The following is a 12,906-nucleotide window of genomic DNA, read 5'->3' on the forward strand; positions in this document are numbered from 1 at the left end:
AATGAAAGGACACACCATCAGCACCGCCTACAAATACCAGGACATGACCGTCTGCGGGGCTTGCGCTGTTGAACTCCTCCTGGAGATCCCTGTGTTCGACAAATGGTTGGACACGTCAGGGGTCGACATCAACGAGGCGATCACCGAGTCCGACCGCTACCTCCGCATCATCAGACGGGAGACTGCCGGGGTGCAAGAGTTCCCGGTGACCCGGGCCCCGTACCCGGAGAAGCCGATTATGTGCGACAAGTGCTTGAGTTCGTTCGAGTACGACCCCAACAACCCGGCGCTGGACAAGGCCGCCTACGAGGAATTGGGGCTGGCTCGGGGATGGGAGGCACGGCACGCTGAGGCCATCGAGGATCCATCGGACATCGAGCGTCATCATATCGAGATGTGCAACGCCTCAAAAATCCTCGCGTGGCTTTACGTAGATCTTCTCGACACCTACGGGGACGACGCCGAGGCAGTCCCCGTCATCGCCAACGTGAAGAAAGCGCTGGAGCACGCTATCAGTGCTGGTATCCAAGCGCTAAAAGGAGACAAGGAGCGACTTAATGGCGGCACCTTGGACGAGTTCTACCGAACCCAAGCGAACATCGCGGGGCTCGACCACACCAACCTGTAACGCTGCGTACTGAATCGTCCCGGTATTCATGCCGTCATTTTGCGAGCGGCAGGATTTCAGGGAGAGCTCAGGTCAATCACCGATAACTGCACATATGCCGGTTTCGCCCCCGGCTATGCACAGCAGCCGTCACCTTCCGGCACCATTTTCGCGGAAGTGGTTCTGGACTCCATGTGTGTTCTGACGTTCAGCGACGGGGCGGCATGATTCCTCGGCACAGGGAAGCCAGTGAGCTGGCGAGGGCTGGGACAGTCTCGCCGATGCATGCACAGTCGCATGCTAACACCACTCACTCGTTGTGTTGCACGAGGTAAAGCAATGCCCAAGTACTATTACAGGAATGAGAACCCAGCGCGGCGACCCTGCCGAACATATCGACATCGGACAGACCGCCGTGCAACTGGGAGAGCTCTTTAGGCAATGGCGCGTCGTCCTTGGACTCAGCCAGGAGCTCGCCGCGGAACAGGCCAATATCTCCATACCCACCTTGCGCAGGATCGAACGCGGAGAGACGGGAGTTCATCTGGGAAGCTTCTTGGCGCTGGCCAATATTCTAGGGCTCACGGAGCGTTTGCTCGAGGCTTCCAATCCCCTCGAGACCGATTTGGGCCGGGCCAGGGTTCACATGCTGTGGCGCCGACGAGCCAAACGGCGCTAGAGCACACCCGGCCGTCTCACGGGAGCCTCCGTCATGTTCCTCAGCTGGAGTGCGGGCTTCACAGGTCGCTTTCACTCTGAGGGACTTGATGCCAATGGCCGGGCCCCTGAACCAGCCGCTGCGCACAGACAGGACCAGGACGAAGAGTGGTCGCAGCCTTCCGGGTCCGGTGCACACTTAGGTTTCCGCCCACCCTGGGAAAGGCTTGAGCCGGAGTCACGGTGGAGCACCGCACTGAAAGCACAGCGCGTCTCGGGACTTGACCGGAGTTCTGTACGGCAGTCGGCCGCTAGGTAATGAGAGCGGATTCGGGGGTCGTTGTGCCCGCCGCTCCCCCAGACACCCCACGATGCACCATGATCGGTGTCGCCAGTGGCACAGCCACCGGACTAGAAGATCCAGCAAGCGCTACCAGCATGAATACCTCGCCCCGCTAGGGCGCCTTCTCCAGAACGCCGCCCCACGCTGTCCTTGTCCGTGCGTCATTCCAGGCTATGAAGCACCCCGGAATCTCACGGGCAAGACGCGCGGCGGGGATCGTTTCAACCGGCGCGGGAGGATCGCAGGCCACCAACATATGCTTGGAGTCGAGAAGCTCGATCCGGCCGGTGCCGCTCAGGGTAAGGGTGCCGCGGTGGACGTCGGTGCGTTCGAAGCCAACCAGCGTGCCTTCCAAGAGCGCACCAACAACCTCGCGCCCCAGGTGCCCGTCGGTGAGCGGGACGGGCGTGAGGAGCCAGCACGGGACACCGTCATGGGTGGCCAGCTGGATAGGGCGCGGTGGCAAAGACATGAACCCAAACTCGCACCAGAATCCGCCGGCGGCAAGCCGCACAAGGCTACATACGACCTGACGCGTCTGCATGCCTTACAGCCGGTACAGATCGTCGGTGCGCGGCCAGCCATCCGCAAGGCCCGGAACCATTGGGACCAGCCCGAGCCGGGCCATCACCTCCGAGGTCCGTAGACGGGACGCCGCCGGGGAGCGGAATCGAGGAGAGACCATTTGGTCCTCACCGAAGACCGTTGCTGCCCGGCACGAGGGCCAAAAGGCTTTCATCGCAGACCTCTCCGAGCTGCTTCGGTCGGTGCGCACCCATGAACCTGCAACGGCAGCGGGACATTGGAGCACACACCGTGCGGGTGCAGTTGCTGATGCGGACGTGAGCAGGCAGGACCTTGGTGCCGGGACCTCCGCTCCAAAACTCACCGCCCCCCATTCCTTTCCCGACTAGCCCGCATGTCCAGTCCAATCCTCGTCCCGGAGAGGAGCCGCATTGAGGTCATTTCGCCGCGCCCGCCAATCCGGCAAGTATCCGTCCATCAGCGCAGTGAAGCGCTCGCTATGGTTGGACTCCAACAGGCGGATCATCCCGTGCACCACGATGTGCTCCAGGCAGCCCGGGGGTTTCTTGGCGAGCTCCACGTTTAGCGCGGCCACTTCTAGGGTCGATTTTCATTCTTGCCCGTGGGTGTCCGTGGCTACCTCTTGTAGGTACGTTGGCGCGCCAAGAATTTGTCTGCACGCTCTAGAACCCGTGCCCGGCGGGGGTCAGAGACATAAATGATGCGCCCACCGTCAGATCTGAGCGTCACTTGGATATTGCGTTCACGGCTGGGGAGTTCCAAGGCCCTATTGCGCTCCGATAACGCTTGCTGGACCGTTCTGATCTTTGCCATCATTGTCGCCTCCTTCCCCTGCATTATCCCCCCGGTTTCTTGGCGATCGCTAAGTCGAATCGCTCTTCCAGCTCGTCGTGCAGCATGTAAAGCGCTGGCTCGCCACAGGACGAGGAAATTCTTGAAGCGTGCGGGGCGGCTTCAGTGATGGGCGCACAACTGCCTCGCCTTCCCGCATAACCCACCCCGATGGAACGAACGGGAACTCTCACGGTTGAACGCACCCAAGCCGGATTGCAGGCCGCGCGAACATGGCAGAGTCGGCGGCCGCAAAAGCATCATGACGGAAGCCCAAATCCGTTCTGCCCGGAAACTGCTCAACCAGGGCACATCGCGGTGGGAAGTTGCCAGGAGCCTCGGCGTCTCCGTGCCGAGGCTCTACCGGGGGCTCCCGGCAACGGGCGCTACGAGGGAATCAGCGCAATATTTCCTGCTGTTTGGTGCAGACGACTTCTTACGGCAGTCGACTTCTGAGGCTTTGCATTGCAGGTCCAAGGTGTCCCACTTCCAGGAGCTGAAACACGAACGTTCCCAGCACCAGGTTGGGAATGAAAGCGCTATTCAATACAAAGGATTTCGAAAGCCATTTTGGTCGCACAAGCAATCCGGGGATTCAACGCGCACGCTTATCCCAGCCTTGTCGACCTCGACTGTTCTTACGCGTTCCAGATGCAACTCGATCCTTCGGATCGCAGAGAGTGCAGCCGCCTGCTCGTCGACGATTCACCACGCTCATCTGCTGAACATGCCCGTTCTTACATTTCCACCAATACGCGCGCACGCCCGGCACTATTTCGTCAGGTCCAAATCCGTTACGTCGCCAATCCCAATCCACGACAAGATCCAGTTCCTTGGATGCCAGATCGCTGACTCCCTTGACGAAAAGATGGCCTGTTTCGGCCGGGCATGTGAGCTTTTTCCGGCTGCATTGGTAGACAACTGTCCTTTGAAATTCATGTCTCTCGGGACACAGCCACCACACATTGCGTTCAGACTTGGGTTTCACTTGTTTCGGTGTCAGCTTTCCATTCTTAGTGGGATGCCACCACTCGGCGGCGTCCGGTCGCAAGGTCGCCACATCATTCAGGCCGGGCACTAGAACTCGTCCAAAACATACAGGGCATCGTCCCTCGGTAGCGACCAATTTTGCCGGCGTACGGGTGAACCGGTGTCCTTTCGGACAGCGTAGCCTTATCTTTTTGGCGCTGTTGCCGGCAGAAATCTCTGTGATCTTCAGGTTGCCGTTGGCGTGTTCGTCCCACAAAGATGCCAGTTGAGGGTGAGTGGTAGGGATGTCGTTGTATCCAGCCAATACGGCCTTTGATGCGCAGTAGGGGCACCCTGTATCGTGAGCCGTTCGATTCGCTATGTATGCCGAATACGGGTGCCCTTGTCCACATCTCCACCCGACTTTTTTGTTCGAACCGAGGCTGACCGTGTACGGCGTCACGTCCTTGTTTGCATCCCAGTCCCATTCGGGTAAGAGCCGGGGCATCAAATCCCCAAGTGAATTGAGGCCAGCAACTACTCGTTGCCCCGAGCACACTGGACAATGGAAACCGTTCTGAGTCCTCAATCTGAATTTGGCCTTGGCGCCACTCACCGCATGGCCGAAATCGCATAGATACATTCCCTGCTGTCCAGGTATGACGAACCGATCACGCCACCATTCGTCATCATCTCGGTTATTCGTGCAAAGAGCGAGCATGTAGCGGTTCATCGGTTCCAGTGGAAAATATTGGGTCTGGGGACGAAAAACGGCAATTATTGGTGGGGTAAAAGCTTCAGCGGGTTTTTCACGCAGGGTCTCGATGCGATTCCAAACCACGGTGGGTCGCAGCCAAAGCCATACTTCATCGCATAATTCTGGGGACAATTCTGGCTGGAGTCGCTTGATGCACTGATCCAACCACTTGCGTCTCTGCATGAACGTTCGTCTTTCGTCCAGGATGTTGGAGTGCACCTGCCGCGTGGTTACAAGATCAAGGAGTACTGCCAAGGTCGAAAGATTCTCCGGGGTTGGCAAACCAAGTCTGTCGCCACCCTGAACAGACTCCAGCCTACGCACTGCTTCGCCAAGGATTTTGTCGGAAATACGTCCATCCTGGAGCCATTCTTGTATAAGGCCATCCGTGTGAACTACCTCATTGCTCACCGGAAGCGACGCGTATGGGCCAGCCTCAAAAGGTTCGACTCCCCGGCGACGGTTCTGCGTGGGTTCTGGCCCGATCCATCGGCTATGCACACTACAGGTGTATCGGCCTCCGACCCACACGTACTCAATCTCCTGCCCATTCGTGCAATCAATGCATGCGTGGGATGCAATTCCTGTCACGGAGGTGGGGGAAGTCAGGATTCCTTTCGGTAGATTGCACAGCTGTTCACATATGGTCATCATCATGTCGACTGTTTCCAAGAACGAAGCCCTGTTCCCGGAGACCCGTGAGATCTTTAGATTCGCCTCTTGGCGAATTGTTCCCGGGCTGCATTTGAGGTGCCGCTCGATACGGGAGGCAAAGCTGAACACAGTTTCGTTCGGCCATGCGTCGATCCGGAGCGCAGGCGGCAATGCTCGCCTGGGTTCAACTAGCATTGCGCACTGCCCTTGCCCGGTTTCTTGCCCCGGCTAGCGGAGCTGGCTTTTTCATTTCCGAAGCACCTACGACGGCCGCGTAGTCACGCACCCCTTCTTGCAACAGTTCGATGGTAACCGTTTCTTGAGTTGGCTTGTCAGCAAGTATCAAGCTTGCGCAGGAGTCGAACAGCACGGCTTTAAGGGTTCCAATATTGCCGCCCGTAAACGAATGTAACCATCTGGCATGCTGAATAAGTGAATCTGACTCGTTAGCGAACAAGGGCAGCTCGCGTGCGAAACACGAAACGATGTGAATCCATTCATCCACGGACGTATCCGTGAGACGCCCCGCGAGATTGGTGACTTTTACCGTAAAAACCCGGCTTCCGAGTTGAAGCCCTGCATCCCCATATAGGAGTCCGCTCTCCGTCAGGTTCAGTCCGGAATACACGATTGTGCCTCGGAAGTAGTTTGTAAGATCTTTCAGATTATTGACCGCCGGACGATATACAGATTCCGCTCCTTTTAGCATCTGCACTTCGTCAAGGACGATGAGCTTGGTGCCTAGTCTGGCCAAATTTTCCAACAACATCGCTGACAAGTCGGTCTCTGTGTCGGATTTCTTGAATGGTATAGCGAGGTATCTACACATTCGCTGCAGGGTTCCCTTAATCGTCCGTGTTGCAGGAATCGAAATGTACATGGCCGGAACTGCCCCACCGCTGATTGCACCCGGATTGTGCCGCTCATAAAGGGCGAGGTAATGCTGGATAAGGGCTAGGCATGCTGTGGATTTACCAGAGGAGGCCGGAGCTGAAAGCATGATGCCGCGGTTACCAACGAGCGAGCCGGAATTCATCAACTCAGCGACTGTGTACTTCTTGATGAGATCGGTGACCATTTCCGTCTTGATTGTCATGCCTCCTGCCATGAAACGTAGTCGTTCGGCATTAAATTCGAAGCGATCAACTTCGTCCAGTGCCAGATATTGGTCGCGGTGCAGCATCCTGAATCGCGTTCGGTCGGTACCCAAGATCCGATTAAGTGACTCCCATTTCATGAGGGTCAGGTCTTCCTCGATCGGCTTGCGGTAGGCAGCAAGAAGATCGTCATCCATGGTTCATTCCTTGTCGTGGCCGTCATCTTCCAATTTGGGCTGCGTGGGTCGATCCAATGCTGACTTCCCTGGGATTCGTTCGGGACGTGACTGGTTCGTCTTGGAAATCTCCGAAGCGCTATTTTCGGGATCAAAGAGTTCGTAGGTTTCACTCACACGAGGCTTGTCCCAAAGCGACTGAACGTCCTCTGGTTCCACAACGTCAATCGGTTTGGGACGAGCCATCCCTTGCTCCTCGGAAATCCGTTGAGATTCTTCTCGTTTTTCAGCCGCCCGAAGCTCCTTTTCGGCAGCCTTGTATGCGCCCTGCACGAGTTTCCGCGACAGCAAGCTGCGTTCACCAGTGGATATCTGGCCACCGAGCTGCGAAATGATCTCGCTCGTTTCCCGCACGAAACGGGAGAAGGGACTGTTAAAAGCGTCTGCGTTCCGCCACGGACATTCGATGAATTCCCCGGCATCAGGCAGCTCATCCCGCTGAGGAACGCTGACCCAAACAGCTGTTGGATTGTTGGGATCATAATGCACCTGCCAGTCATCGTCGGCTAGCTTTCGGCCAGATGCCGTTCCGCGGTACCGATCGAGTCTTGGGCTGTCATACCTGCGATTATTGAAGGTGATGCCCATGCGCCCGATTTTTCGATCGACCACCGGCAACAGCGAAATGAAGGTATTCGGACTGATTGGGGCAAACAAGAACCCCGCACGGTATGACAATGCTTCATACAGAGTATTCGGGCTGTATCGGCGGCTGGGTCGTTCGGGATTTCGGATCGCGTTAGTTTCCATGTTCTGCCATATGTGGCGAATCCATAGTTCCAAAACGTACGCAAGGGTATGGATGCTGATCAGTTCCTGCTTTTCAACATTTCGTCCGCGCGCAGCCGGGCTACCACCGGTGAAACCGACAAGATGTCGTACAAACATGTCTTTTATTGTTCTGTGGGACCTCTCGACAATTGCTTTGTCTTTCCCGGTGGCAGGTGGGGCATGAGTGATGTCGATACTGAATTTCTGGCACGCGGCGAGAAATGCGTTGGATAGATAGTCTTTGCCTAGATCAGTAACGATCCTGCGGGGATAAATGATGGGCCGGCTGACATCAACCAGCTCCAAATCCCTGTCGACAAGCGTCCGCGCCCATGGCATGACTCTTAGTTCATTCAGATTGTAGGGAAGTTTCGGTCCCGGTCGGAGTTCAGGGATCGACAAAGCCTTAGCGAGCAGATAAGCCAAGTCGATTCCCTTCACCCCGTCGGTCACCATCGCGGCCAGGATGCTATGAGTCGCCTTGTCGATGAAGGTGGTCAGCGTGGGGCGGAAGAAGTTTCCGCTATCTCCGTGGACCAGTACGTCCATCGGGGTTGAATCCACCTGGACTTCCTCACCGGGAGCAAACGCCGGACGCACGTCGTGAAACCGTTTCGGGACTGATTCATTTGAACGGCGGTTGAACGCTGTACCAAACGTGTACCTGCCTGCAGTCATCAGATCGAGCTTACGGCGAAGCGTGCTATTGGAGGGCAACTTGTCCAATTCACCTGGGTACTTCTTGATCCAGTCAACACGCAAGGTAGCGATCAGTTGTTCACGGGTTGGAGTGGATTCCTCTTTCATGCCGCTGACCAATGCTGCCAGCATTGAGTAAAGGCGGCTGTCGATATTGCCGAATGGATCGATGCGTCGATTTGACCGCCCGTCTACCATCCCCGTCGAATCTTGCCCCTTCAACTTGATGACCAGCTTCTTTAGATTGGATCGGGATGTGCCCTGTATCCCCAGTGGCGCCAGTTCGGCCGCTTTTCGGGTTAGACGCTCGTCCAAGGTGCTTTCGGGCCCATATCCTGGGCGATATGCTTCCGCCTCGCGTGACTTGCCGAAAGCAACTTCTTCAATATGCCTGCGCAAGAAATCCTTCCTGGCTTTCTGAGACGGGGAAAGACCGGCATCAGCTTCGCGGATGTTCACTATGTTGTCCATCGGTATGTCCGAGAGGTTTGCCTCGCGCATGACGGCCGCGTACGTCATAGTAAGCGTTTCTCCCGTCATGAGATTGAACAGGGCCAAGTCACTCCCCTGTCGACCTTCAATCAAGTACTGAAATCCGCGAATGGTAATTGGTTCCGTTGAATCCAGCCGCAGAGGATTCTGGCGGGCCGTCATATCTTCCACACCCTAGTTTCATCATGAAAAGGTAGCTCATCGTCGTAACCGAGATAGCGGTGGAACATAAGATGATAGATCTGCGGAAGATATAGCCACTCGGGATCAGGTGACAAAATGCATGCCAATTCCATGAGAGCAAGGGGTTCCGCGGCTGCTTCCAGGACGGCTTGCTTCAGCTCGGGGCCGGGGGCAACATAGCCGTGGCGGTATCCGGCAAGCCACACGAGATTATGTAGGCGATACCCATACATTGGTTCAATAATCCGGTAGCCCCAGCCCAGCCTGTCGCAGATACTCGCCGTCCTGTTGAACTTCTCGATGTCGGATTCGTCAGTCCACTCCAGATCCCGGACATCTACTACCGTGGTGGCTCCCCCACATGTCTTGAGCGCATAGTCCGGGTAGTGGGCATAGCCGCCACGAAATAGGAAACAGCACGGCTGGGAAGCGATAGAAGCGACCTCCATCTCATGCTCGATCTGCATGAGTGCGATATATTCTGTCATGGACTCATACCAGACCTGCTGTCCCGTGTGGCATGACACGTATAGACCTTCGTGGTTCACCCGATTTGGGTACTTGTAACTATTACGTGCCGGTAGAGCCTTGGTAATATCCCCGATGAATTCAGATCCATCGACGACGTAGGTTTCACCGCCAAACTTCGAATCCGGGTAACTCCACCGAATCTCTTCAAGTCCACGCTTGATTACCACGCCCTTGAACGGGTGTGATCCTCGTGCCCTATTCCTAGTCAATTCTGCCTCCCGCGAGGCACGGCATTTGATTATCTATCTAGGAGCGCAGATCGCTTGGATGGCGACCGAACAACTACCACTGCGACCTGCCGTCACGCTCAACTGACTGTTGAGACTTAGCTGCATTCTAGTCAATGGCCCGAGCCCGTTCCATAGGTCGTACTAGTAGTAAATCAGCTCACGCATGGTCCATGCGTGAAAACACCGCCCCGGTTTTTGGCTTGGCCTGGCGATTAGACCTCGTCAGCCTGTGTCTGCGTTTGTCACGACCGCACGGTTGACACGCCTTGGGTGCCCTTGCCCACGTATCCCGGTCTTCGTCAGAGGTTGGGGCACGGTGCCCAAACTAGGATTCGAAGCTAACTACGCCTTGCTGGTATCTTCCCAGCCTGCAGCTTTCGTAATCCGAATCCGAATCCGAATCCGAATCCGATACGAAAAATTCGTGACGGTTTGCCCCATAAGTATTCATCCCAGAGGTGGAGAACTCATACGGGGCTCGCACCGAGCCGGCTAGCTGTATTAACCACGGAGGTTGGGAACGCGGTCGGCCGGCGCCAGACCCCTCAGCGAGGTGTGCCCTCGACGGTGGTTGTAATAGTCTAGCCACGCCGGAAAGGCGGCCACGCGTTCGGCCTCCGAGCGGTACGGTTTCGCGTAGGCCCATTCCTCCAACATCGTGCGGTTGAACCGTTCGACCTTGCCGTTGGTCTGGGGCCGGTAGGGCCGGGTGCGCTTGTGCTTGATGCCCTCTCCCAGGGCGTCCCTGAAGGCGTGGGACCGGTAGCAGGACCCGTTGTCGGTCAGCACCCGCTGCACCGCGATCCCGGCGCCCTCGAAGTAGGCGTTGGCCCGTTCCCAGAACCCTCCCGCGGTTTCCTTCCTCTCGTCGGCGAGGATCTCGGTGTAGGCCAGCCGGGAGTGGTCATCGACCGCGTTGTGCAGGTAGGCGTAGCCGGGCCTGCGGTTGGCCGGGGTCCTGGTCTTGTTGCGTTTCCCGGCGGCCCGGTCCATGACCCGGTGCCCGCCGCCGTCGGGGATCCGCCCGAGCTTCTTGATGTCCACGTGGACCATGCCCCCGGGCGCCGGGTGTTCGTAGCGGCGGATCACCCGCCCGGTGGCGCGGTCCTGGCACGACAGCCGGGGCATCCCGTACCGGGTAAGGACCTGGTGCACGGTGGAGGGATGCAGGCCCAGCAGGTAGCCGATCCGGGCGGGACCCCAGCGGCGGTTCACCCGCAGCCCGATGATCCGCCGTTCGGTGCGCACGCAGGTGCGTCGCGGGCTATGGCGGGGCCGGCTGGGGCGGTCCCGCATCCCGGCCTCGCCGGATTCGCGGTAGCGGGCGGCCCAGCGTGCGGCGGTGGACACGGAGACCTGGAAGCGCTCGGCGGCCCGGCGCAGCGGCCAGCGGTCCTCCACGATGCACCGTGCCAGCAGCAGGCGGCCCCTGGGCGCGAGGATGGCATTATTATGGGACATGAAGAAGACCTCCGGGATGTCGTGAATGTTGTCGCAAACACCACTTCACTTGGAGGTCTTCTTTTTGTCATTCAGCCACGCCGCATGTCCCTAACGTCCGTGGTTAATACAGCTAGCCCTTGATGTGTCGCGGATCGTTTCCGGGTTTTACGGTATCTTTGGCGCGGATCTTTCCGCTGGTTCCGCTGATGCGAACCTCGCCACCGCCATTATTGGCCGAGTATCCCTTAGCCGCTCTGGCGGCGTCCGCTTGCGTTGAATGAACCGAAGATGCCTTGGAGGCTCCGTCGCGCTTGGCCTGCCAATCTCCATCATTTTTCTTGGTAACACTGTAATCTGCCATGTTGCTGAACTCCTGACTCTCGAAACTAGAACGAAAGGCAAACTCGGGTGCAGACATCCGTATGGATTACCCTGAGAATTTGCTCCTCGCTGGAGGTACCCCTAGGTGGTACCGGCGTGTAATTCGGAATCGGTCCTACTATTGGCCTATCTGAGCATTGCTCAGATAGGCCAATCATTTTGCTCAGTAAATGTAGTACTGCTCAGTTCCATCGAGGTCTCAAACCCGGCAGGGAGAAGACCACTTGCCCACTGGTCTATACGATCGAGCATCAGGAATTACCTGTCACTCACCCGTTTGTCATCGTAAGGACCAAAGGACCAAACTTCGATGACAAAGGACCATCTAGGATGACAAAAGGACCAAGTAGGTTGACAATTTACAAGGACTTAGAAGTCCCAGTCCTCGTCTTCGGTGTTCACGGCCTTGCCGATCACATATGAAGAGCCGGAGCCGGAGAAGAAGTCATGGTTCTCGTCGGCGTTCGGGCTCAGTGCCGAAAGGATCGCCGGGTTAACATCGGTGACCGATGCCGGGAACATGGCTTCGTAGCCCAGGTTCATCAGCGCCTTGTTGGCGTTGTAGTGCAGGAACTTCTTGACGTCCTCGGCCAGGCCGACACCGTCGTAAAGATCGTGGGTGTACTGGACTTCGTTTTCGTACAGCTCGAACATGAGCTCGAAGGTGTAGTCCTTCAGCTCCTGCTTGCGCTCTTCCGAAAGGCCCTCTAGGCCCTTCTGGAACTTGTAGCCGATGTAGTAGCCGTGGACGGCCTCATCGCGGATGATCAGGCGGATCAAGTCAGCGGTGTTTGTGAGCTTGGCGCGGGAAGACCAGTACATCGGCAGGTAGAAGCCGGAGTAGAACAGGAACGACTCGAGCAGGGTCGAGGCGATCTTGCGCTTCAGCGGATCTTCGCCGTAGTAGTAGCCCTCGATGATCTGCGCCTTCTTCTGCAGATTCTCGTTCTCGGTGGACCAGCGGAATGCGTCGTCAATTTCCTTGGTCGAGCACAGGGTCGAGAAGATCGAGGAGTAGCTCTTGGCATGCACCGATTCCATGAAGGCAATGTTGGTGTACACGGCTTCTTCGTGCGGGGTGAGCGCATCGGGGATCAGCGAGACGGCGCCGACGGTGCCCTGAAGGGTGTCCAGCAGGGTCAGTCCTGTGAAGACGCGCATGGTGAGCAGCTTCTCGTCCTCGGTGAGCGTGTTCCACGACTGGATGTCGTTGGACAGCGGCACCTTCTCCGGCAGCCAGAAGTTATTGACCAAGCGGTTCCAAACCTCGACGTCCTTGTCGTCCTGGATGCGGTTCCAGTTGATGGCTTCGACGTGGCCGGCAAGCTTTAGCTTCTCAGTCATTTCCGTCCCCTCTATTCTTGCTAAGTTTTTGGTTAATACGGGTGCACGTACGACGGCGGGTGGACACCCGCCGTCGTACGCATTCGGTTGTTAGGTTATCGCTACCTGGCAACCGATGGTGAATCGGCCGTGCTT

The 12,906-nt window shown here is 57.2% G+C and carries 11 protein-coding genes and 1 pseudogene; 3 read left to right on the forward strand and 9 right to left on the reverse strand.

Annotated elements, in window-relative coordinates:
• Position 1 precedes the first annotated feature (1 nt).
• Both JOF47_RS08985 and JOF47_RS08990 read left to right on the forward strand, forming a co-directional pair.
• Positions 2-628, forward strand: coding sequence for a hypothetical protein (locus tag JOF47_RS08985; protein ID WP_209997245.1), 627 nt, complete (start codon positions 2-4; stop codon positions 626-628).
• A gap of 340 nt (positions 629-968) precedes the next feature.
• Positions 969-1,286, forward strand: coding sequence for a helix-turn-helix domain-containing protein (locus JOF47_RS08990; RefSeq protein WP_209997246.1), 318 nt, complete (start codon positions 969-971; stop codon positions 1,284-1,286).
• 433 nt (positions 1,287-1,719) lie between these two features.
• Here JOF47_RS08990 and JOF47_RS08995 read toward each other — a convergent pair whose 3' ends face one another.
• Positions 1,720-2,151: a hypothetical protein gene (locus tag JOF47_RS08995; protein ID WP_209997247.1), complete on the reverse strand. Its 432-nt coding sequence runs from the start codon at positions 2,149-2,151 to the stop codon at positions 1,720-1,722.
• A 366-nt stretch (positions 2,152-2,517) separates the two neighbouring features.
• Complete coding sequence (locus tag JOF47_RS09000) at positions 2,518-2,727, reverse strand: YgjP-like metallopeptidase domain-containing protein (RefSeq protein WP_209997248.1); 210 nt, start codon at positions 2,725-2,727, stop codon at positions 2,518-2,520.
• Positions 2,728-3,246: 519 nt separating this feature from the next.
• On the opposite strand from JOF47_RS09000, the pseudogene JOF47_RS21895 reads away from it, so the two are divergent.
• Positions 3,247-3,303: pseudogene (locus JOF47_RS21895) on the forward strand (hypothetical protein); the annotation flags it as partial.
• Positions 3,304-3,579: 276 nt separating this feature from the next.
• Here JOF47_RS21895 and JOF47_RS09010 read toward each other — a convergent pair.
• The 7 genes from JOF47_RS09010 to nrdF all read right to left on the reverse strand — a co-directional run bounded on the left by JOF47_RS09010 (position 3,580) and on the right by nrdF (position 12,771).
• Positions 3,580-4,965 (reverse strand): zinc-ribbon domain-containing protein, encoded by a 1,386-nt coding sequence (locus tag JOF47_RS09010; protein ID WP_209997249.1) that lies wholly within the window; start codon positions 4,963-4,965, stop codon positions 3,580-3,582.
• A 583-nt stretch (positions 4,966-5,548) separates the two neighbouring features.
• Positions 5,549-6,658 (reverse strand): TniB family NTP-binding protein, encoded by a 1,110-nt coding sequence (locus tag JOF47_RS09015; protein ID WP_209997250.1) that lies wholly within the window; start codon positions 6,656-6,658, stop codon positions 5,549-5,551.
• A 3-nt stretch (positions 6,659-6,661) separates the two neighbouring features.
• Entirely contained in the window at positions 6,662-8,821 is a 2,160-nt protein-coding gene (locus JOF47_RS09020) for a Mu transposase C-terminal domain-containing protein (protein WP_245356693.1), read from the reverse strand.
• On the reverse strand, positions 8,818-9,582 hold the full coding sequence (locus JOF47_RS09025; RefSeq protein WP_209997252.1) for a TnsA-like heteromeric transposase endonuclease subunit: 765 nt from the start codon (positions 9,580-9,582) through the stop codon (positions 8,818-8,820). The genes JOF47_RS09020 and JOF47_RS09025 overlap by 4 nt, the downstream gene beginning before the upstream one ends.
• Before the next feature lie 522 nt (positions 9,583-10,104).
• Complete coding sequence (locus JOF47_RS09030; RefSeq protein WP_209997253.1) at positions 10,105-11,064, reverse strand: IS481 family transposase; 960 nt, start codon at positions 11,062-11,064, stop codon at positions 10,105-10,107.
• A gap of 112 nt (positions 11,065-11,176) precedes the next feature.
• The gene (locus JOF47_RS09035) at positions 11,177-11,407 is read right to left on the reverse strand and encodes a DUF2188 domain-containing protein (RefSeq protein ID WP_209997254.1); all 231 of its coding nucleotides are present in this window, start codon (positions 11,405-11,407) and stop codon (positions 11,177-11,179) included.
• A gap of 389 nt (positions 11,408-11,796) precedes the next feature.
• On the reverse strand, positions 11,797-12,771 hold the full coding sequence (nrdF, locus tag JOF47_RS09040) for a class 1b ribonucleoside-diphosphate reductase subunit beta (protein WP_209997255.1): 975 nt from the start codon (positions 12,769-12,771) through the stop codon (positions 11,797-11,799).
• Positions 12,772-12,906 lie beyond the last annotated feature (135 nt).

Source organism: Paeniglutamicibacter kerguelensis (genome assembly GCF_017876535.1).
Taxonomy (GTDB): domain Bacteria; phylum Actinomycetota; class Actinomycetes; order Actinomycetales; family Micrococcaceae; genus Paeniglutamicibacter; species Paeniglutamicibacter kerguelensis.

What these genes read in the sequence shown, in the direction of transcription:
- JOF47_RS09020 (WP_245356693.1), bottom strand. Translation starts at nt 8,821, where the DNA reads ATGACGGCCCGCCAGAATCCTCTGCGGCTGGATTCAACGGAACCAATT.
- JOF47_RS09030 (WP_209997253.1), bottom strand. Translation starts at nt 11,064, where the DNA reads ATGTCCCATAATAATGCCATCCTCGCGCCCAGGGGCCGCCTGCTGCTG.
- JOF47_RS08995 (WP_209997247.1), bottom strand. Translation starts at nt 2,151, where the DNA reads ATGCAGACGCGTCAGGTCGTATGTAGCCTTGTGCGGCTTGCCGCCGGC.
- JOF47_RS08990 (WP_209997246.1), top strand. Translation starts at nt 969, where the DNA reads ATGAGAACCCAGCGCGGCGACCCTGCCGAACATATCGACATCGGACAG.
- JOF47_RS09035 (WP_209997254.1), bottom strand. Translation starts at nt 11,407, where the DNA reads ATGGCAGATTACAGTGTTACCAAGAAAAATGATGGAGATTGGCAGGCC.
- nrdF (WP_209997255.1), bottom strand. Translation starts at nt 12,771, where the DNA reads ATGACTGAGAAGCTAAAGCTTGCCGGCCACGTCGAAGCCATCAACTGG.
- JOF47_RS08985 (WP_209997245.1), top strand. Translation starts at nt 2, where the DNA reads ATGAAAGGACACACCATCAGCACCGCCTACAAATACCAGGACATGACC.
- JOF47_RS09015 (WP_209997250.1), bottom strand. Translation starts at nt 6,658, where the DNA reads ATGGATGACGATCTTCTTGCTGCCTACCGCAAGCCGATCGAGGAAGAC.